The organism is Streptomyces deccanensis, assembly GCF_022385335.1.
In the GTDB taxonomy this organism is placed as follows: Bacteria; Actinomycetota; Actinomycetes; order Streptomycetales; family Streptomycetaceae; genus Streptomyces; species Streptomyces deccanensis.
On sequence record NZ_CP092431.1, the window covers coordinates 7,601,600 to 7,621,047 of the forward strand.

17 protein-coding genes and 1 riboswitch are annotated in these 19,448 nt (G+C 71.5%); of the genes, 11 read left to right on the forward strand and 6 right to left on the reverse strand.

Annotated features, from left to right (window positions below; genetic code table 11):
- Positions 1-79: 79 nt before the first annotated feature.
- Positions 80-250, forward strand: a riboswitch (cyclic di-AMP (ydaO/yuaA leader).
- 13 nt (positions 251-263) lie between these two features.
- Both L3078_RS33615 and L3078_RS33620 read left to right on the forward strand, forming a co-directional pair.
- Complete coding sequence (locus L3078_RS33615) at positions 264-1,052, forward strand: M23 family metallopeptidase (RefSeq protein WP_237313176.1); 789 nt, start codon at positions 264-266, stop codon at positions 1,050-1,052.
- Positions 1,053-1,252: 200 nt separating this feature from the next.
- The gene (locus L3078_RS33620; protein WP_239757680.1) at positions 1,253-1,957 is read left to right on the forward strand and encodes a GntR family transcriptional regulator; all 705 of its coding nucleotides are present in this window, start codon (positions 1,253-1,255) and stop codon (positions 1,955-1,957) included.
- A 169-nt stretch (positions 1,958-2,126) separates the two neighbouring features.
- Here the strand turns inward: L3078_RS33620 and L3078_RS33625 are convergent, their stop codons facing one another.
- Positions 2,127-2,408 carry an HPr family phosphocarrier protein gene (locus tag L3078_RS33625; protein WP_037700813.1) on the reverse strand — a complete coding sequence of 94 codons (282 nt, stop codon included), beginning with the start codon at positions 2,406-2,408 and terminating at the stop codon, positions 2,127-2,129.
- Between the two features lie 201 nt (positions 2,409-2,609).
- Between L3078_RS33625 and L3078_RS33630 the strand changes: the two genes are divergently transcribed.
- The 4 genes from L3078_RS33630 to L3078_RS33645 all read left to right on the forward strand — a co-directional run bounded on the left by L3078_RS33630 (position 2,610) and on the right by L3078_RS33645 (position 8,261).
- Entirely contained in the window at positions 2,610-5,618 is a 3,009-nt protein-coding gene (locus tag L3078_RS33630; protein WP_239757681.1) for a bifunctional acetate--CoA ligase family protein/GNAT family N-acetyltransferase, read from the forward strand.
- Between the two features lie 142 nt (positions 5,619-5,760).
- The gene (locus L3078_RS33635) at positions 5,761-6,348 is read left to right on the forward strand and encodes a DUF5998 family protein (protein WP_184900191.1); all 588 of its coding nucleotides are present in this window, start codon (positions 5,761-5,763) and stop codon (positions 6,346-6,348) included.
- Positions 6,348-7,535 carry an alkaline phosphatase family protein gene (locus tag L3078_RS33640; RefSeq protein WP_239757682.1) on the forward strand — a complete coding sequence of 396 codons (1,188 nt, stop codon included), beginning with the start codon at positions 6,348-6,350 and terminating at the stop codon, positions 7,533-7,535. Before L3078_RS33635 ends, L3078_RS33640 begins: the two co-directional genes overlap by 1 nt.
- Before the next feature lie 78 nt (positions 7,536-7,613).
- Positions 7,614-8,261 (forward strand): thymidine kinase, encoded by a 648-nt coding sequence (locus tag L3078_RS33645; protein ID WP_045561074.1) that lies wholly within the window; start codon positions 7,614-7,616, stop codon positions 8,259-8,261.
- Positions 8,262-8,346: 85 nt separating this feature from the next.
- Here L3078_RS33645 and L3078_RS33650 read toward each other — a convergent pair whose 3' ends face one another.
- Positions 8,347-9,174 (reverse strand): VOC family protein, encoded by an 828-nt coding sequence (locus L3078_RS33650; RefSeq protein WP_239757683.1) that lies wholly within the window; start codon positions 9,172-9,174, stop codon positions 8,347-8,349.
- A 321-nt stretch (positions 9,175-9,495) separates the two neighbouring features.
- Between L3078_RS33650 and L3078_RS33655 the strand changes: the two genes are divergently transcribed.
- Positions 9,496-10,323, forward strand: a complete 828-nt coding sequence (locus tag L3078_RS33655) for a sulfurtransferase (RefSeq protein ID WP_239757684.1) — start codon at positions 9,496-9,498, stop codon at positions 10,321-10,323.
- 149 nt (positions 10,324-10,472) lie between these two features.
- Here L3078_RS33655 and sepH read toward each other — a convergent pair whose 3' ends face one another.
- From sepH to L3078_RS33670, 3 genes are all read right to left on the reverse strand, one after another.
- Entirely contained in the window at positions 10,473-11,507 is a 1,035-nt protein-coding gene (gene sepH, locus L3078_RS33660; RefSeq protein WP_239757685.1) for a septation protein SepH, read from the reverse strand.
- A 401-nt stretch (positions 11,508-11,908) separates the two neighbouring features.
- Positions 11,909-13,228: a D-arabinono-1,4-lactone oxidase gene (locus L3078_RS33665; RefSeq protein ID WP_239757686.1), complete on the reverse strand. Its 1,320-nt coding sequence runs from the start codon at positions 13,226-13,228 to the stop codon at positions 11,909-11,911.
- Positions 13,188-14,429 (reverse strand): MFS transporter, encoded by a 1,242-nt coding sequence (locus L3078_RS33670; RefSeq protein ID WP_239757687.1) that lies wholly within the window; start codon positions 14,427-14,429, stop codon positions 13,188-13,190. Before L3078_RS33670 ends, L3078_RS33665 begins: the two co-directional genes overlap by 41 nt.
- Before the next feature lie 150 nt (positions 14,430-14,579).
- Here L3078_RS33670 and L3078_RS33675 point away from each other — a divergent pair, with 150 nt between their 5' ends.
- Complete coding sequence (locus tag L3078_RS33675; RefSeq protein ID WP_239757689.1) at positions 14,580-15,710, forward strand: ferrochelatase; 1,131 nt, start codon at positions 14,580-14,582, stop codon at positions 15,708-15,710.
- Between the two features lie 8 nt (positions 15,711-15,718).
- Positions 15,719-16,537, forward strand: coding sequence for an inositol monophosphatase family protein (locus L3078_RS33680; RefSeq protein WP_239757690.1), 819 nt, complete (start codon positions 15,719-15,721; stop codon positions 16,535-16,537).
- Between the two features lie 65 nt (positions 16,538-16,602).
- On the opposite strand, the gene L3078_RS33685 is transcribed toward L3078_RS33680, so the two are convergent.
- Positions 16,603-16,776 (reverse strand): hypothetical protein, encoded by a 174-nt coding sequence (locus L3078_RS33685; RefSeq protein ID WP_192829560.1) that lies wholly within the window; start codon positions 16,774-16,776, stop codon positions 16,603-16,605.
- Between the two features lie 414 nt (positions 16,777-17,190).
- Between L3078_RS33685 and L3078_RS33690 the strand changes: the two genes are divergently transcribed.
- Positions 17,191-17,844: a response regulator transcription factor gene (locus L3078_RS33690; RefSeq protein ID WP_046917975.1), complete on the forward strand. Its 654-nt coding sequence runs from the start codon at positions 17,191-17,193 to the stop codon at positions 17,842-17,844.
- A 6-nt stretch (positions 17,845-17,850) separates the two neighbouring features.
- A complete protein-coding gene (locus tag L3078_RS33695) occupies positions 17,851-19,107 on the forward strand; it encodes a sensor histidine kinase (protein ID WP_239757692.1) in 1,257 nt (418 codons plus the stop codon).
- The last annotated feature ends 341 nt before the right edge of the window (positions 19,108-19,448 follow it).

Sequence of the window (19,448 nt, forward strand, 5' to 3'; positions counted from 1 at the left end):
GATCCGTTTGTTATTTCGAAGACGGCCCACTTAGCGTCAGTCCGGCTGTTCGTCAGAAGTTCGCCGCACCCGCGGCACCGGACAGTCATCGCCGAGTCCCCATGGCGCGAGCCAGGGGAGCCGGGGACCCACCGAAGTCCCTGGGGTGAATCGGGTGCCCTTCGCGAGCGACGCGAAACGAGGGGTAGCCGTAGGAGACCTTCCTGCTCCGAACCCGTCAGCTAACCCGGTAGGCGAGAAGGAAGGAAAGGATCAGCCACTTCATGGCGTTCACCCGCGCCCCCGGCAAGCACCGCCGTCCCGGCCGTGTGCAGCGCACGACCACGAGGAACGTGGGCGTAGCCGCTCTCACCACCACCGGTGTCTTCGGCACCCTCGCCGGCCCCGCGCTCGCCGCGGAGGAGCCCGCCGTCGAGCAGACCGGCCTGAACCAGATCATCACCCTCGGCGACACGGTCGCCGACCAGGTCGACGCCCAGGCCGTGGCCCAGCAGCAGGCCGCCGAGGTTGCCGCCGTCAAGAAGAAGGCGCAGGAGGAGGCCAGGAAGGCCGCCGCCGAGAAGGCCGAGCAGGAACGTGCCGCCGCCAAGGAGCGCGAGGAGATCAAGGCCCGTGCCGCCCGCGCGGCCGAGCGCGAGCGCCTCAACGCCTACGTCGCCCCCATCAGCGGCTCCTACATCTCCACCGGCTACAAGGCCGGCGGCGCCGTCTGGTCCTCCGGCAGCCACACCGGTGTCGACTTCCACGCCGCGTCCGGCACGGCCGTCCACGCGGTCGGCTCCGGCACGGTCGTCGAGGCGGGCTGGGGCGGTGCCTACGGCAACAACATCGTCATCAAGATGAACGACGGCACGTACACCCAGTACGGCCACCTGTCGTCCATCGGCGTCTCCGTCGGCCAGACGGTCACCCCCGGCCAGCAGATAGGCCTCTCCGGCGCCACCGGCAACGTCACCGGCGCGCATCTGCACTTCGAGGCCCGGACGACGGCCGAGTACGGCTCGGACATCGACCCCGCCGCGTACCTGCGCTCGCACGGCGTGAACGTCTGACGCGCACCCACGCTTCCAGGAGGCCCCGGCTCACCGAGCCGGGGCTTTCCTCGTTCTACGAACCACTTGTGACGTACCTCCTGTCCAAAAAATATCCCTGGATTCCGGTCCGCCATCGGAAATTCCGCTCCGCTGCAATAGAGTCGCTGGAACACACGTCAATCATCGACGTTTCACGGGGATTAAGGCGGAGGTCGGTCATGCGTATTCCGGCGCACTCGGTATGCACGGCGATCCGTGATGACATCGTCGCGGGTGTCTACGAGCGCGGCAGCCGGCTCACCGAGGAACTGCTCGCCCGCCGCTACGGCGTCAGCCGGGTGCCCGTGCGCGAGGCGCTGCGCACGCTGGAGGCCGAGGGCTTCGTGGTGACGCGCCGGCACGCGGGCGCGTGCGTCGCCGAGCCGACCGAGCAGGAGGCCGCCGACCTGCTGGAGATGCGCATGCTGCTGGAGCCCCTGGGCGCCGCCCGCGCCGCACAGCGCCGTACGGAGGCGCACCTCAAGGTGTTGCGGGGTCTGGTCAGGCTGGGCCAGGAGCGGGCCAGGAGGGGCAACAGCGAGGATCTGCGCTCCCTGGGCGGCTGGTTCCACGAGACGCTCGCACAGGCCTCCGGCAGCCCCGCCCTGACCTCGACACTCGCCCAGCTGCGGCACAAGATCGCCTGGATGTACGCGGTCGAGGCGCCGTCCGACCCCATGGAGTCCTGGGCGGAGCACGGCGGCATCGTGGACGCGGTCGCGCGCGGCGACAGCGACCGCGCTCGGACGATCACGTCCCTGCACACCGAGCGGGCCACGGCCGCGCACCGGCTCCGCTTTCCGCCCGGGCCCGGCGGGACCGAGCGCCCCGAGCGTGTGAGGACTTCGCAACACCCCGTAAACATGCCGAGCCTGCGGCATTAACACGGGCGCCGTATACAAAGAGGGAAGAATTCCGAGGGGCATTTTTCCTGCTGCCCGCAGAACGGAAACCGGATGTAAATGAGAAGGGCCCGCCCGATAAATCGGACGAGCCCTTCGGTTGTGCGCGGGGCGGCTTTTTCAGGCCTTTCCGCTGCGGTTACCCGGTCACTCAGACCGTCTCGGGGAGTTCCTCGAGCCCCTCGGCGACGAGCTTCGCCAAACGGTCCAGCGCGACGTCCGCGCCTTCGGCGTCGGAGGCGAGCACGATCTCCTCGCCGCCCTGGGCACCGAGGCCCAGGACCGCGAGCATGGAGGCCGCGTTGACGGGGTTCCCGTCGGCCTTGGCGATCGTCACGGGGATACCGGAGGCCGTGGTGGCCCGGACGAAGATGGATGCGGGTCGGGCGTGGAGGCCCTCGGCCCAGCCGACGTTGACGCGGCGCTCAGCCATGTGATGCTGCCCTTCAGGTGTCTCGGGTGCTGCAGAGAGGTCTAGACCGGGTTGTCTAGACCAGTTTCCCATATGGGGCGACCGACCGGAACGGGCCCACGGCCTGACCACGAACCGGCTGTCGCACTTCTGTTGTTCTTCTGTCGTGCCTCCCCAGACTGCCCCGCGCCGTTGTCGGACGCGAGCCGTACTCTGGGGCCCATGCAGACCTCGTCGGACCGGCACGAGTACCCCGCCCACTGGGAGGCCGACGTGGTGCTGCGCGACGGCGGCACCGCACGCATCAGGCCCATCACCGTTGATGACGCCGAGCGTCTCGTCAGCTTCTACGAGCAGGTCTCGGACGAGTCGAAGTACTACCGCTTCTTCGCGCCGTACCCTCGCCTGTCCGCCAAGGACGTCCACCGCTTCACGCACCACGACTTCGTGGACCGGGTGGGGCTCGCCGCCACCGTCGGCGGCGAGTTCATCGCCACCGTACGCTACGACCGCATCGGCGCCGACGGAATGCCCGCGTCCGCCCCCGCCGACGAGGCCGAGGTCGCCTTCCTCGTACAGGACGCCCACCAGGGCCGCGGCGTCGCCTCCGCACTGCTCGAACACATCGCCGCCGTGGCCCGCGAGCGCGGCATCAGACGCTTCGCCGCCGAGGTGCTGCCGGCCAACAGCAAGATGATCAAGGTGTTCACCGACGCCGGGTACCAGCAGCAGCGCAGCTTCGAGGACGGCGTCGTCCGGCTGGAGTTCGACCTCGAACCGACCGACCGCTCCCTCGCCGTCCAGCGCGCCCGGGAGCAGCGCGCGGAGGCCCGGTCAGTCCAGCGGCTGCTCGCCCCGGGCTCGGTCGCGGTCGTCGGAGCCGGGCGCACACCGGGCGGAGTGGGTCGCAGCGTGCTCGCCAACCTCCGGGGCGCGGGCTTCACCGGGCGGCTGTACGCGGTGAACAAGGCGCTCGGGCAGGACGAGAAGGAACTCGACGGGGTGCCCGCGCGCCGGTCCGTCACCGACATCGAGGGACCCGTCGACCTCGCGGTGATCGCCGTCCCCGCCGCCCACGTCCCCGAGGTCGTCGCCGAGTGCGGGGAACACGGCGTGCAGGGCCTCGTGGTCGTCTCCGCCGGATACGCCGAGAGCGGGCCCGACGGCCGCGAACGCCAGCGCGAACTGGTGCGCCAGGCCCGCACGTACGGCATGCGCATCATCGGGCCGAACGCCTTCGGCATCATCAACACCGCCCCCGACGTACGGCTCAACGCCTCGCTCGCCCCCGAGACTCCGCGTTCCGGGCGCATCGGTCTCTTCGCCCAGTCCGGCGCCATCGGGATCGCCCTGCTCTCCCGGCTGCACCGGCGCGGGGGAGGGGTCACCGGCGTCACGGGCGTCTCCACGTTCGTCTCGTCCGGCAACCGCGCGGACGTCTCCGGCAACGACGTCCTCCAGTACTGGTACGAGGACCCGGACACCGATGTCGTCCTGATGTACCTGGAGTCCATCGGCAACCCGCGCAAGTTCACCCGCCTCGCCCGGCGCACGGCGCTGGTCAAGCCGCTCGTGGTGGTGCAGGGGGCGCGCCATGGCTCCGCGCCCCTGGGGCACGCGGTGCGCGCCACCCGGCTGCCGCACACCACCGTCTCCGCGCTGCTGCGGCAGGCCGGGGTGATCCGGGTCGAGACGATCACGGAACTGGTCGACGCGGGGCTGTTGCTGGCCCGGCAGCCTCTGCCGGCGGGGCCGCGGGTGGCGATCCTGGGGAACTCCGAGTCGCTCGGGATGCTCACGTACGACGCGTGTCTCTCCGAGGGGCTGCGACCGCTGCCGCCGCAGGATCTGTCGACGGGGGCCTCGGCGCGGGACTTCCACACGGCGTTGTCGCGGGCCCTCGCCGACGACTCGTGCGACGCGGTGGTGGTGACGGCCATACCCGCGCTGGGCGAGACGTCGCCGGGGGACGCGGCCCTGGCGGAGGCGCTGATGTCGGCCGCCGCCGCGAACCCGTCGAAGCCGGTGCTGGTCGTCCACGTCGAACTGGGCGGCCTGGCGGAGGCGCTGTCGGCCGCGACGAGCACGGCACCGAGGGGCGCGGAGACGGCTGCCGACGCCGACCCGCACCACCCGGCGGAACACACGGCCACGGCGGGGGAGGCCACGGGCCCGAGCGTGCCCGCCTCAGGCGTCCGGGGCCCTGGTGCGCCGCCCGGCGCCGGCGCGGAAGGACCAGCTCTCGGCGGCCCCGGCGCGGCAGGACCAGGCGCGGGACGCCCCGGCGCGGCAGGCCCCGGCGGGCCGGCGGCCCAGGCCGTCGAGGGGGCGCAGCGCGTGCCGGCAGCCCCTCCGGAGCCGCCCGGCGCCCGGCTCATCCCCGCCTACCCCGCCGCCGAGCGGGCCGTCCGCGCGCTCTCCGAAGCCGTGAACTACGCCCAGTGGCGGCGGGACGCGGCGGAGCCGGGCCGGGTGCCCGAGTACGAGGACATCGACGAGAAGGGCGCGGCCGAGCAGATCGACGCGCTGCTGGCCAGGGGCGAGGGACTCACCCTCGGGGCCGAGGAGACGGGCGCGCTGCTCGCGCGGTACGGCATCCACCTGCGGCAGGCGCGCCCCGCGCCGACGCCCGACGAGGCCGCGAAGGCGGCGCGGCTCATCGGCTATCCCGTCGCGCTCAAGACCACCGCCCCGCACCTGCGGCACCGCGCCGACCTGGGCGGCGTACGGCTCGACCTGGCGGACGAGGAGCAACTGCGACGGGCGTACGCGGAGTTGACGGAACTCTTCGGTGGGCCGGACGAACTGCGCCCGGTCGTGCAGGGCATGGCTCCGCGCGGGGTCGACACGATCGTGCGGACGGTGGTGGACCCCGCTGCCGGAGCGGTGCTCTCGTTCGGGCTCGCCGGCCCCGCGTCGCAGCTGCTCGGGGACATGGCGCACCGCCTGATTCCGGCCACCGAGCGGGACGCGGCCGCACTGGTCCGGTCGATCCGGACGGCACCCCTCCTCTTCGGCTGGAGGGGCTCGGCCCCCGTCGACACGGAGGCCCTGGAGGAGCTGTTGCTGCGGGTCTCCCGGCTGGTCGACGACCACCCCGAGGTCGTGGCGGTCTCGCTGGAGCCCGTCGTCGTCGCCCCGCAGGGCCTCAGCGTGCTCGGCGCCACCGTCCGGCTCGCGCGCCCGCCCGCCCGCGACGACCTCGGCCCCCGGACGCTCCCGGTGTACTGAGCGTGCCGCTCCCGGCGACACCGGAGACGGCGCACGGCCACCGTACGGACGGCGCGCGAGCCCGCGCATTGATCCGTGCACGACAGAACGGAGACGGCAGAGCGGTCCCTCGCAGTCAGTGCGCCACCGTAGGATGGACGTCATGGCCAAGACCAGTACGACGACCCAGGGGCTGCGTGCGGCGATCGAGCGCAGCGGCTACTACCCGGCCCTCGTGGCCGAGGCGGTGGAGGCCGCTGTCGGCGGCGAGGCCATCAAGTCGTACCTGGTCCATCAGGAGACGACCTTCGACGCGAACGAGGTGCGGCGGCACGTCACCGTCCTCGTCCTCACGGGCAACCGCTTCATCGTGAGCCACACCGACGAGCAGGCCGCCGACAGTACGTCGCCCACGCCGTACGCCACGACGTCGACCGAGTCGGTGAAGATCGGCCGCATCTCGTCGGTCGTGCTCAGCCGGGTCGTCGCCAATCCCGAGTCGTACACCCCGGGCACCCTGCCCCGCGAGGTCGTCCTGACCATCGGCTGGGGAGCCGTCTCCCGCATCGACCTGGAGCCCGCCGCCTGCGGCGACCCCAACTGCGAGGCGGACCACGGGTACACGGGCAGCTCGACGGCGGACGACCTCAGCCTGCGCGTGAGCGAGGCAGGGGACGGCCCGGAGACCGTGCGTCAGGCCCTCGCCTTCGCGCAGTCCCTCTCCGAGGCGACCGCGGACACCGCCCGCTGATGGCCCTGCCCACCTGGGACCACCCGGAACCCCTGGCCCTCGGCTCCGCCCCCGTCCCCGAGTACGGCGTCGGTTCGCTCGCCGACCTTCTGCCCACCCTCGCGGCGGGCATGGGGGTCCCCGACACGACCGCTTCGATACCGGAACTGACAGCGGCCGACCGCGCCTGTGTGTTCCTGGTCGACGGCCTGGGCTGGGAGCAGCTGAAGGCACACCCCGACGAGGCGCCCTACCTGACGGCGCTGCTCGCGTCCTCGCGCGGCGGCACCGGCCGGCCCATCACCGCCGGGTACCCCGCCACCACCGCGACCTCCCTCGCCTCCGTCGGCACCGGCCTGCCGCCGGGCGCACACGGACTGCCCGGCTACACGGTCCGCGATCCGCGGACCGGCGAGCTGATGAACCAGCTCCGCTGGCAGCCGTGGACGTCGCCGCAGGCGTGGCAGCCGTACCCCACGATCTTCCAGCTCGCCGACCGGGCGGGTGTGCACACCGCCCAGGTCACCTCTCCGGCCTTCCAGAACACGCCCCTCACCCAGATCGCGCTGAGCGGCGGCACCTTCCACGGCCGCCTCTCCGGCGAGGACCGCATGGACCTGGCCGCCGAGCAACTGGCCGCCGGGGACCGAGCGTTGATCTACACCTACTACTCCGAGCTGGACGGAGCGGGACACCGTTTCGGGGTCGACTCCGACGCCTGGCGCGGCCAGCTCATGCACGTCGACCGGCTGGTCCAGCGCCTGGCCGAGCAACTGCCGCCGCGCACCGCCCTGTACGTCACCGCCGACCACGGCATGATCGACATTCCGTTCGACGAGCAGCACCGCATCGACTTCGACGAGGACTGGGAGCTGCGCGCCGGGGTCGCCCTGCTGGGCGGCGAGGGCCGGGCCCGCCACGTGTACGCGGTGCCGGGCGCCGAGTCGGACGTCCTGACCTGCTGGCGCGAGGTGCTCGGCGAGCAGTTCTGGATCGCCTCGCGCGACGAGGCCGTCGCGGCGGGCTGGTTCGGCCCGCACATCGACGAACGCGTGTACGCGCGCATTGGGGACGTGGTCGCGGCGGCCCACGACGACGTCCTGATCGTCGCCTCCGAGCGGGAGCCCAAGGAGTCGGCGATGGTCGGCAACCACGGTTCGATGACCCCCGTCGAACAGCTGGTCCCGCTCCTCGAAGTACGCTCCTGAGGGGCCCCGCCGCCGCTCACCCGCCTCCCGCCGGACCCGCCGGTCTCGCCCTCCTCGCCGAAAGGTGCTCAACTCGACATGCCCGAGCTGGTGTTCTTCTCCGGAACCATGGACTGCGGGAAGTCCACGCTGGCCCTCCAGATAGAGCACAACCGCTCGGCGCGCGGCCTGCAGGGCATGATCTTCACGCGTGACGACCGCGCCGGCGAGGGCAAACTGTCGTCACGGCTCGGCCTGGTGACCGACGCGGTGGAGGTCGAGGACGGCCAGGACCTCTACGCCTACCTCGTCGACCACCTCTCCCAGGGCCGCCGCGCGGACTATGTGATCGCCGACGAGGCCCAGTTCCTCGCCCCGGGGCAGATCGACCAACTCGCCCGCGTCGTGGACGACCTGGGCCTGGACGTCTACGCCTTCGGCATCACGACCGACTTCCGCTCCAAGCTCTTCCCCGGCTCCCAACGCCTGGTCGAGCTGGCCGACCGCGTCGAGGTTCTCCAGGTCGAGGCCCTGTGCTGGTGCGGCGCCCGTGCCACCCACAACGCCCGCACCATAGGCGGTCAGATGGTCGTGGAGGGCGCCCAGGTCGTCGTCGGCGACGTCAACCAGCCGGACGACATCGGCTACGAGGTCCTCTGCCGCCGTCACCACCGCCGCCGGATGACGGCGGCCACGGCCCACGCGGGCGCCCTCTCCCCGGACGTCCTGCCGGTAGAGACGGTCTGACCTCGGCACAGGCCCCGACGCGGATGCCGAAGCCGATGCCGACGCCGGGCCCGATGCCGGTCCCGACGCGGTTCCGCGCACCGGTTCACTCGGCCGTGTGACCGCCTCCGCCGGCGGTCCGGTGTTCCGTGCGCACCACCGCGAACTTCGCGCCCTCCGGGTCGGCCAGGGTCGCGACCGGCCCGTGAGGGGTGTCATGGGCCGGTTCGAGGACGTGGCCGCCGAGTTCGATGACGCGGTTGGCGGCCTCGGCGGGGTCGGTCACCTCGAAGTAGGTCAGCCAGTGGGGGCCCCGGTCACGGGGGAGCGCGCCGCCGACGCCATGGATGCCGGCCACCGGGCGCCCCCCGACGCGCAGGGTGACGTAGTCGAGGTCGGCCGAGACCACCGGCTCCTCCTCGTAGCCGAACACCGTCTCGTAGAACTTGGCGACCAGTGAGCTGTCGACGGTGAGGAGTTCGTCCCAGGCGGGCGTGCCGGGGACGCCGGTGATGTCCGCGCCGAGGTGCTCCACCGCCTGCCAGATGCCGAAGACGGCGCCCGCGGGGTCGGAGGCGATCACCAGACGGCCCGCGTCACCGGCGTCCAACGGGCCCACGCCGACGGTGCCTCCGCAGTGCCGCACGGTCTCCGCGGTCCGGTCCGCGTCGGGCGAGGCGAAGTAGGGCGTCCAGGCGATGGGGAGATGACGGTCCGGCGGCAGCTGGCCGATCCCCGCCACCTGGCGCCCGTCGAGCAGTGCCCGCACATACGGGCCGAGCTGCTGGGGGCCGGGCTGGAACTCCCAGCCGAACAGGGCCCCGTAGAACTCCTGGGTCGTGGCCGTCCCGTGCACCATCAGGCTCACCCAGCAAGGTGTGCCCGGTGGATACACCGCGCCGTTCAGGCCGGTCGACCCCCGTGCCTCGGTCATCGTCACTCTCTCCTCGGCCCCTCGCGGTGGCCGTGTCCGTCGCCCTCGGTACGCGTGTACCGCGTCCACGCGCGATCACGCCCCGTGCCGATGCTCGCACCACCCGTAGTGCCACCGGCCCGCGCCGCACCGCCGTACGACGCGTACGTACGCGAGGATGCCCGGCTCGCCGGTCCCGGCTGTCGTCCGCGCCGGTGCCGTGTGGTGTCCATCGGTTGTACGGCTCGTGCCCGACCCCGTACACCCGGTGATCGGCACCGCCCGGCGGGCAGAGTAGCCGGAGCCGGGCCGGGCGGCCACCCCGTGCGCGAGGATGGGGCCATGAACGTCATCATCTCGGCCTCCGACCTCGGACACGAACTGGCGGGAGACCGCCCGCCGGTGATCCTGGACGTCCGCTGGCAGTTGGGCGGCCCGAACCTGCGCCCCGAGTACGAGAAGGCCCACATCCCGGGGGCCGTCTTCGTCGACCTGGACGCCGAACTCGCCGGTCCGGCGGGTTCCGGCGGCCGCCATCCGCTGCCCGACCTCGGTACCTTCGGCGCGGCGATGCGCGCGGCCGGCGTCTCGGCCGACCGGCCCGTCGTCGTGTACGACGGCGGGCTCAACTGGGCCGCCGCGCGCGCGTGGTGGCTGCTCCGCTGGGCCGGCCACCCCTCCGTGCGCGTCCTGGACGGTGGTCTGGCGGCCTGGACCGGCGCGCTGACGGCCGAGATCCCGGAGCCCGCCCCCGGCACCTTCGAGCCCGTCCCCGGCGCGCTGCCGCTGCTCGACGCGGACGGTGCCGCCGCGCTGGCCCGCACCGGACTGCTCCTGGACGCACGGGCCGCCGAACGCTACCGGGGCGACGTGGAACCCATCGACCCGGTCGGCGGGCACATCCCGGGCGCGGTGTCGGCCCCCACCACGGAGAACGTGGCCGAATCCGGCCGCTTCCGCACCGCCGCCGAACTGAGCGACCGCTTCGAGGGACTCGGCGTGACCGCCGACTCCGAGGTCGGCGTGTACTGCGGCTCCGGTGTCTCCGGCGCCCACCAGGTGCTGGCGCTGGCCGTGGCGGGCATCCCGGCGGCCCTGTACGTGGGCTCGTGGTCGGAGTGGTCCCGGGACGGCGAGCGCCCGGTGGCCACCGGGTCCGACCCCCAGTGACCCGGAGCTGACGGCACGCGCGGGGGCCCGCGTCTGAACGACGCGGGCCCCGCACACGTATGAATGACCGATCCTGCACCCGAGAGAAACGGATCCGCCGGACGGAGTGGAACGAGTGACCGCTCCGATTCCCCACCGCCGTGGGGACGTTACTCCTGCTTCTTGCGTCTCGTCCCGAACACGATCTCGTCCCAGCTCGGCACTGCCGCGCGCCGCCCCGGCCGGACGCCGTCCGCCTCGGCCTGGCGGTCGGTGGCGCCGATGAGCCGGTCGCGGTGGCCGTTGACCGACCGAGGCATGAGGACGTCCGCGTAGGCGGAACCGGCCGAGGCCGCGGGGGCCGCGGACTCCTCCTCCGCCACTTCCTCGACGGAGGAGGACTCCTCCTGCGGTTCGGCGGAGGGCAGTTCGGGCACCACCAGGTCGCCCCGGTAGCTGGGAACGGCCTCCAGGATGCTGGTGAGCGAGTCGCGCTCGCTCACCATGTCCTCGTCGGCCTCGGGCGGCGCGGGCAGGACGGGACGTTCCGCCTGGCGGTCCAGGGGGCGGTCACGGGGGAGCCGCGCGATCCTCGGCACGAACGGGAAGCTCGGCTCGGGCGTCCCGAGGTCGTCGGACTCGCCGATCAGCGAGCGCGCCTCGTCGTCGACGGCCTGGACGAGCCGCCGGGGCGGGTCGTAGGTCCAGCTCGCCGAGTGCGGTTCACCCGCGACGCAGTACACCAACAGCACTTCCCAGGTGCCGTCGTCGCGGCGCCACGAGTCCCACTGGACGGTGTCCTTCTCGGCACCGCGCAGCAGCAGACGCTCCTGGACGGCCTCGCCGAGCTGGGGTCCCGCGGCGTTCTCGCCGGGGCGGCGGACCGGGGTCTTGCGCGCCCGCTCTGCCATGAAGGCCCGCTCGGCGAGGACGGGGCCCTCGAACCGGCGGACCCGGTCGACGGGGATGCCGGCGAGCTGCGCGACCTCCTCGGCCGTGGCACCCGCGCGTATCCGCGCCTGGATGTCACGGGGCCGGAGATGGCTCTCCACCTCGATCTCGATCTGGCCGAGGCGGGGACGGTCGCCGCGCACGGCGGCACGCAGCCGCTCGTCGATCGGCAGCGTGTACTCCGTGGAATCGGCAGCCTTCAGCACCAGCCGTGTGCCGTCATTGGAGACGGCCACGACACGCAGTTCGGGCATGGGGACCTCCCGGGTGGTGCCTGCCGACGTCACGTGCGTCGCTGCTTCCGCTAGTCGAGTGTGGCCTGCCCGGGTGCAGCCTGCCACAACCTTGCCGAGTTGCCCGGCGTGTCGGGCGTGAGCCCGAGGCCGCCGTTATGGCACGGTTATCAATTCGCAACGCTAAGTGACGAACCTCATCACCCTGTGCAACGATCCCCCTCCCGGCGGTCCTCGAAGGCCCCGGACACCCTGGCGGGAGTCCGGACCCAGGGCTCGCAACAGTACTCCATTCGGGCCACTTGCGTGGATCGGCACGCCGCTCAACTTCTCATGTCGGACGTCGATCCGCTGCCGGAACAGACCTTTTCGTAACCCCGGGAGGGACGTGCTTCACATGATCGCCAGAACCGCCCGGCCGACTACGCCCCGAGCACCCGGCGCAAGTAGTCGTTCTGGAAACGCCGTTCGGGATCGAGCCGGTCACGCAGCGCGGTGAACTCGCCGAAGCGCGGGTAGACCTTGGCGAAATAGTCCGTGTCCCGCGTGTGCACCTTGCCCCAGTGCGGCCGTCCCTCGTGCGCGGTGAAGATCCGCTCGGCAGCGGTGAAGTACGCCTGATAGGGCGTGCCTTTGAACATGTGCACGGCGACATAGGCACTCTCGCGGCCGGAGGCGGTGGAGAGCGTGATGTCGTCGGCCGGCGCGGTGCGCACCTCCACGGGGAAGCTGACGCGCAGGTTCGAACGGTCGACCATCGCCTTGAGTTCACGCAGCGTGTCCACCACGGCCTCGCGCGGAACGGCGAACTCCATCTCCACGAACCGGACTCGGCGCGGAGAGGTGAAGACCTTGTAGGGGATGTCGGTGTAGGTCCGGGCGGACAGGGCGCGACTGGAGATCTGCGCGATCGTCGGGATGGTGGCGGGGACCGCCTGGCCCACCCAGTTGGCCACCTGGAAGACGCCGTTGGAGAGGAACTCGTCCTCGAACCAGCTGTTCAGCTGGGGGACCGGCTTCTCGGGGCCCGCGCTGCGGTTGTTGCGTTTGGTGTTGGTGTTGCCGGTGTGCGGGAACCAGTAGAACTCGAAGTGCTCGTTCTCGGCGTGCAGTTCGTCGAACTCGGCCAGCACCCTCTCGAACGGCATCGGTTCCTCGCGTGCCGTGAGCAGGAAGATCGGCTCCACGGCGAAGGTGATCGCGGTGACGATGCCGAGGGCGCCGATGCCGACGCGGGCGGCCGCGAAGACGTCGGGGTTCTCCGTCGCGGAACAGGTCAGCACCGAGCCGTCGGCGGTGACCAGTTCGAGCCCCCGGATCTGGGCGGCGATCGAGGCCGAGTCGCGGCCGGTGCCGTGGGTGCCGGTGCTGGTGGCGCCCGAGACCGTCTGCTCCATGATGTCGCCCATGTTGGTGAGCGAGAGCCCCTCGCGCGCGAGAGCCAGGTTGAGCCGCTTCAGCGGAGTGCCGGCGGCGACCGTGACGGTCATGGCCTCACGGTCGATCCTGCGTATGCCCGTCAGCAGTTGCGGGCGGATCAGCACGCCGTCGGTCGCGGCGGCCGCGGTGAAGGAGTGGCCCGTCCCGACGGCCTTCACCCGGAGGTCGTCCTCGGCCGCCTGCCGTACCGCCGCGGCCAGTTCCTCGACGGTGGCCGGGGTGACCTCCCGTACGGGGCGGGCGGTGACGTTCCCCGCCCAGTTACGCCACGTGCCGCTCTTGCCGATCACTGTGGTGCTCATGGGGCCCTCCCCGCCTTGGAGCCGGCCTGCGCAGCCGGCGGTACCCGAGAAAACCGACCGCGACCGCGACGGCTCCGGAGGCCGCCGGAACCACGTACCCCGCCTTCGCCCCGGCCGCGTCGATCACCCAGCCGGAGACCGAGGACCCGAGCGCGACCCCGACCGCGAGCCCGGTGCCCACCCAGGTCATGCCCTCGGTCAGTTGCGTGCGTGGTACGTGCTCTTCGATGAGGGACATCGTCGTGATCATCGTGGGTGCGATGGACAGTCCCGCCACGAAGAGCGCCACGGCCAGAAACGGCAAGTTTCCGACCAGTAGGAGGGGGATCATACTCACGGCCATGCCGCACACGCCCAGCAGCCAACGACGTTCCGCCGCACCGGAGAAGCGCAGCAGCCCGAAGACGATGCCCGCGGCGCAGGAACCGGCCGCGTAGAGGGCCAGGACCACGCTCGCGGCGGCCTTGTGGCCCCGCTCCTCGGCGAAGGCCACGGTGACCACGTCGACCGCTCCGAAGATCGCTCCGGTGGCCACGAACGTCGCCACCAGGACCTGCAGCCCGGGCGAGCGCAGCGCCGAACGCCCCTTGACGTGACGCTCGCGCGGATGGGGCGCCGGTTCGGTGGCGCGCTGGGCCGTCAGCCAGAAGACCCCGGCCGCCAGGAAGCAGGCGGCGAGCAGCGGTCCGGCCTCCGGGAACCACGCCGTGGACAGCCCGATGGAGATGATCGGCCCGAAGATGAAGCACACCTCGTCGACGACGGACTCGAAGGAGTACGCGGTGTGCAGTTGCGGGGTGTCCCGGTAGAGCGCCGCCCAGCGCGCCCGCGTCATCGCCCCGAGGCTCGGCACACAGCCGATGCCGGCCGAGCAGAGGTACAGCACCCAGTCCGGCCCGCCGTAGTGCGCGGCGAGCAGGAGTCCCGTGGCGGCGGCCAGCGCCACGAGGGTCGCCGGGCGCAGCACCCGCCGCTGCCCGTACTGGTCCACCAGCCGCGAGATCTGCGGGCCGAGCACGGCGGCGGACAGCGCGATGGTCGCCGAGAGCGCTCCGGCCAGGCCGTACCGCCCGGTGAGCTGGGAGATCATCGTGACCACGCCGATGCCCATCATGGACAGCGGCATCCGGCCGAGGAGACCCGCGGCGGTGAAGCCCTTGGTGCCGGGCGCGGCGAACAGGGCGGTGTAGGGGCTGGGCACGAGGGCTCCGGTCGTTCCGGGAAGCGGAGGGATGAGTTCCTCGTAAGGCGCGAACTCAGTCGATACAGCTTACGGGTGAGGTAACCCTAAGTCATTCTCGGGGATGGGCCGAGATCCCGCCCGTCGGTGCCGGGTGGCAGGATCGGAGACATGCCACACGCGCACGACGCCACCCCCTACGACGCCCTGCTCCTGCTCTCCTTCGGCGGCCCGGAAGGCCCGGACGACGTGGTCCCGTTCCTGGAGAACGTGACGCGGGGTCGCGGCATCCCCAAGGAGCGCCTCAAGGAAGTCGGGCAGCACTACTTCCTGTTCGGCGGGGTCAGCCCCATCAACGACCAGAACCGCGCCCTGCTCGACGCCCTCCGCAAGGACTTCGCCGAGAACGGCCTGGACCTGCCGGTCTACTGGGGCAACCGCAACTGGGCGCCCTACCTGACCGACACCCTGCGTGAGATGGTCACCGACGGCCGCCGCCGCATCCTGGTCCTCGCCACCAGCGCGTACGCCTCGTACTCGGGGTGCCGCCAGTACCGCGAGAACCTGGCCGACTCGCTCGCCGCCCTGGAGGCCGAGGGCCTGGAGCTGCCGAGGATCGACAAGATCAGGCACTACTTCAACCACCCCGGCTTCCTGGAGCCCATGATCGACGGCGTCCTGGAGTCGCTCGCCGACCTTCCCGAGGACGTCCGCGACGGTGCCCACCTCGCCTTCTGCACGCACTCCATCCCCAACGCCTCGGCGGACACCTCCGGCCCGGTCGAGGACCACGGGGACGGCGGCGCGTACGTCGCGGAGCACCTGGACGTCTCGAAGCTCATCGCCGACGCCGTGCGCGAGCGGACCGGCGTCGAACACCCCTGGCAGCTCGTCTACCAGTCCCGTTCCGGCGCCCCGCACATCCCCTGGCTGGAGCCGGACATCTGCGACCACATCGAGGAGCGCCACGCGGCCGGCGTCCCCGCCGTCGTGATGGCGCCCATCGGGTTCGTCTCGGACCACATGGAGGTCCTGTACGACCTCGACACCGAGGCCATGGCCAAGGGCGAGGAACTGGGCCTGCCCGTCCGCCGCTCCGCCACCGTGGGCGCCGACCCCCGGTTCGCCGCCGCGATCCGTGACCTGGTCCTGGAGCGCGCGGCGGTCGAGCGCGGCGAGGACGCGGTCACCCCCTGCGCCCTCGGCGCGCTCGGCGCGAGCCACAACCTGTGCCCGGTCGGCTGCTGCCCGGCCAGGACCCCGCAGCCCGCCGTCGCGGGCGTCGACAGCCCGTACGCGTGAGGAGCACCGTGACCGACCAGCCCGAGCGTCCGGACGGCCTGAAGGCCGAACTGCTGGAGATCGCCCTGGACGCCGCCCGCCGCGCGGGGGACTTCCTGCGCGACGGCCGGCCCGCCGATCTGGGCGTCGCCGCCACCAAGACCAGCGCGGTCGACGTCGTCACCGAGATGGACATCGCCTCCGAGAAGCTGATCACCGGCCTGCTGGCCGAGCGCAGGCCGAACGACGGCGTGCTCGGCGAGGAGGGCGCCAGCGTCGCGGGCACCAGCGGCGTCCAGTGGGTGATCGACCCCCTCGACGGCACCGTCAACTACCTCTACGGACTGCCCAGTTGGGCCGTCTCCATCGCCGCCCGGGTGGACGGCGAGACGGTCGTGGGCGTGGTCCACGCCCCGGTGCGCGGCGAGACCTTCCGGGCCGTCCTCGGCGAGGGCGCCTTCCTGAACGACCGCCCCGCGCGCGTGCGACCCGCCCCCGAGCCGGCGCTGGCCCTCGTCGGCACCGGCTTCGGCTACCGCGCCGAGCGCCGGGCCAAGCAGGCCGACGTGCTGCGCGAGCTGATCCCCCACGTCCGGGACATCCGGCGCGGTGGCTCCGCCGCGATCGACCTCTGCGACGTGGCCGCGGGCCGTCTGGACGCGTACTACGAGCGCGGCCTGAACGAGTGGGACTACGCGGCGGGCGACGTCATCGCCCGGGAAGCGGGCGCCCTGACCGGTGGCCGCCCCGGAGAGCCCCTCTCACCCGACCTGACCATCGCGGCCCCACCGGCCCTCTTCGAGGCCCTCCAGACCCGCCTGGACGCCTTGGGCGCCTGGCACGACTGACAAAAAGAGCGAGACCCCCGTCTGGATCTGCCGGGGGTCTCGCCGTCGTGCGTATGGGTCGGTAATCAGACGCTGTACGCGCCGACCTCCACACCGTGGTCGGCGGCGAGGCGGCGCAGGTCGTCGAGCTCGCCCTGCTCCACCTCGACGAGGAAGTCGTCGCCCTCGTCGCGAGCCCTGGTCAGGTCGGACTCGGTCGCCCTTATGCGCTGCAGAAGTCCTGCGGTGAATGCGTCCATGCTGCGCCCCCTCGTCCTGGGTCGTGGGTCGTTGGCACGGGGGTGTGCCGTTCGGAAGGGGCGATCACGTCTCCTGTGGATGCCCAGCGCCACCCTGGCCGGGCGGCGACGGTGCCGGACACCCACGCCCGCTCTGCGGAAAAGCGGACAGCCCGTACCGCATGGTGGTGCGGCACAAGCAGAGCGTGATCGCGGGGTGTAAAGCCGTCCTCCCCCCGGTCTTTCGTACGGAAACCTCAACCGGACGAAAAAGTCCCGCATTCCCGGTCGAGCATCCCGGTCCTTCCTGCGCGGGGTCGTCTTACAGCCGACTTACGGCCGAAAAAGGCAGGATGGAGGTCACACACCCACGAACACCCTGCCCGTGCGCGCTCATGGCGCGCTACGCGGGTGGACAGAGGAAGGACAAGCGACGTGCGCGTACTCGTCGTCGAGGACGAGCAACTGCTCGCCGATGCGGTGGCCACCGGACTGCGCCGGGAGGCCATGGCCGTCGACGTCGTGTACGACGGTGCGGCCGCTCTGGAACGCATCGGCGTCAACGACTACGACGTGGTCGTTCTCGACCGCGACCTCCCCCTCGTCCACGGCGACGACGTGTGCCGCAAGGTGGTCGAGCTCGGCCTGCCCACGCGCGTGCTGATGCTCACCGCGTCCGGCGACGTCAGCGACCGCGTCGAGGGCCTGGAGATCGGCGCCGACGACTATCTGCCCAAGCCCTTCGCGTTCAGCGAGCTCATCGCACGCGTGCGTGCCCTCGGCCGGCGTACGAGCGTGCCGCTGCCGCCCGTCCTGGAGCGCGCCGGCATCAAGCTCGACCCCAACCGCCGCGAGGTCTTCCGCGACGGCAAGGAGGTCCAGCTCGCGCCGAAGGAGTTCGCGGTCCTGGAGGTGCTGATGCGCAGCGAGGGCGCGGTCGTCTCGGCGGAACAGCTCCTGGAGAAGGCCTGGGACGAGAACACCGACCCGTTCACCAACGTCGTACGCGTGACGGTCATGACGCTGCGCCGCAAGCTCGGCGAACCGCCGGTCATCGTCACCGTGCCCGGTTCCGGCTACCGGATCTGATCCGCCATGGCCACCACCCCCGCGCCTCCGTTGGCGCCCCCGAAGCCCACCTGGGACCCCAGGCGGCCCCAGAACCCGCTCCCGTGGCTGCGCCCGACCATCCGGATACGGCTCACGCTGCTGTACGGCGGCATGTTCCTGATCGCTGGGATCCTGCTGCTGTCGATCATCTACCTGCTGGCCGCCCAGGCCGTGAACACGGGCAACGCCCCGCTGTTCAAGATCGTGGGCGGCACGGACATCAGTGTCACCAGCGAGAAGTGCCCCGCGGTGGACGCCGGTTCGACGAACGTGCGGCTCGCGGACTTCAACGCCGCGATCGCCGCCTGTATCGACGACCAGCGCAAGGTCGCCCTGGACACCCTGCTCAGCCGCTCCCTGCTGGCCCTGCTGGGGCTCGCCGTGATCGCGTTCGCCTTCGGGTACGCGATGGCGGGCCGGGTGCTCGCGCCGCTCGGCCGGATCACTCGCACCGCCCGCGCGGTGGCCGGCTCGGACCTGTCCCGCCGGATCGAGCTGGACGGTCCGGACGACGAGCTGAAGGAGCTCGCGGACACCTTCGACGAGATGCTGGAGCGACTCCAGCGGGCCTTCACGGCCCAGCAACGCTTCGTCGGGAACGCCTCGCACGAGCTGAGGACACCGCTCGCGATCAACCGCACGCTCCTCGAGGTGCACCTCTCCGACCCGAACGCGCCGACCGAACTGCAGCAGCTGGGCAAGACCCTGCTGGCCACCAACGAGCGCAGTGAGCAGCTCGTCGAGGGTCTGCTGCTGCTCGCCCGCAGCGACAACCAGATCGTCGAACGCAAGCCGGTGGACCTCGCCGAGGTCGCCTCGCGGGCCATCGACCAGGTGCGCTCCGAGGCGGACGCCAAGAAGGTGGAGATCCGCGGCGAGCGGGCCCCCGCGGTCGTCCAGGGCAATGGCGTCCTGCTGGAGCGGATCGCCCTGAACCTCGTCCAGAACGCCGTCCGGTACAACGTGCAGGGCGCGGGCGGCTGGGTGGAGGTCACCACGGAGCTGCAGCACGGACAGGCCCTGCTGGTGGTCACGAACACCGGGCCCGTGGTCCCGGCGTACGAGATCGACAACCTTTTCGAGCCGTTCCGGCGGCTGCGTACGGAACGCACGGGCAGCGACAAGGGGGTGGGCCTCGGCCTGTCGATCGTCCGGTCCGTGGCCCGCGCCCACGGCGGCCATATCGCCGCCCGGCCACGTGAAGGAGGCGGGCTGGTGATGCGTGTGACCCTGCCGGTCTGAGAAAATGACCCCCGGTTCCGGGACGTGTTCGCTTTGCGCGGAATTTCCCGGGCGCCTGATCGAAACGGTCGTGCACGACCGATGTGTGATCGATCACAGGGGCGATTTTCCAGCCATCTACCGAGCGTGATCATGCAGCCGTCGTAAAGCCGGGAAAATCCGGGTTTTCGGGGGTTGAGATCACGGGAAGTACATGCTGAGGCGCCTTTGAAATGCAGCCTCAGGACCGTGTACGGTCCCGTTCGCCATCCAAGCCGATCACTCTTGAGGAGTCCGGTTGGGTGTCGATTGAGTAACAGACCTTGATGTGAGGCAAAATCTCCGCCTCAGGTCGGGCACAA

What these genes read in the sequence shown, in the direction of transcription:
- L3078_RS33630 (WP_239757681.1), top strand. Translation starts at nt 2,610, where the DNA reads ATGCAGACCTCGTCGGACCGGCACGAGTACCCCGCCCACTGGGAGGCC.
- L3078_RS33620 (WP_239757680.1), top strand. Translation starts at nt 1,253, where the DNA reads ATGCGTATTCCGGCGCACTCGGTATGCACGGCGATCCGTGATGACATC.
- L3078_RS33665 (WP_239757686.1), bottom strand. Translation starts at nt 13,228, where the DNA reads ATGAGCACCACAGTGATCGGCAAGAGCGGCACGTGGCGTAACTGGGCG.
- L3078_RS33615 (WP_237313176.1), top strand. Translation starts at nt 264, where the DNA reads ATGGCGTTCACCCGCGCCCCCGGCAAGCACCGCCGTCCCGGCCGTGTG.
- sepH (WP_239757685.1), bottom strand. Translation starts at nt 11,507, where the DNA reads ATGCCCGAACTGCGTGTCGTGGCCGTCTCCAATGACGGCACACGGCTG.
- L3078_RS33625 (WP_037700813.1), bottom strand. Translation starts at nt 2,408, where the DNA reads ATGGCTGAGCGCCGCGTCAACGTCGGCTGGGCCGAGGGCCTCCACGCC.
- L3078_RS33675 (WP_239757689.1), top strand. Translation starts at nt 14,580, where the DNA reads ATGCCACACGCGCACGACGCCACCCCCTACGACGCCCTGCTCCTGCTC.
- L3078_RS33685 (WP_192829560.1), bottom strand. Translation starts at nt 16,776, where the DNA reads ATGGACGCATTCACCGCAGGACTTCTGCAGCGCATAAGGGCGACCGAG.
- L3078_RS33640 (WP_239757682.1), top strand. Translation starts at nt 6,348, where the DNA reads ATGGCCCTGCCCACCTGGGACCACCCGGAACCCCTGGCCCTCGGCTCC.
- L3078_RS33650 (WP_239757683.1), bottom strand. Translation starts at nt 9,174, where the DNA reads ATGACCGAGGCACGGGGGTCGACCGGCCTGAACGGCGCGGTGTATCCA.
- L3078_RS33645 (WP_045561074.1), top strand. Translation starts at nt 7,614, where the DNA reads ATGCCCGAGCTGGTGTTCTTCTCCGGAACCATGGACTGCGGGAAGTCC.
- L3078_RS33635 (WP_184900191.1), top strand. Translation starts at nt 5,761, where the DNA reads ATGGCCAAGACCAGTACGACGACCCAGGGGCTGCGTGCGGCGATCGAG.
- L3078_RS33655 (WP_239757684.1), top strand. Translation starts at nt 9,496, where the DNA reads ATGAACGTCATCATCTCGGCCTCCGACCTCGGACACGAACTGGCGGGA.
- L3078_RS33695 (WP_239757692.1), top strand. Translation starts at nt 17,851, where the DNA reads ATGGCCACCACCCCCGCGCCTCCGTTGGCGCCCCCGAAGCCCACCTGG.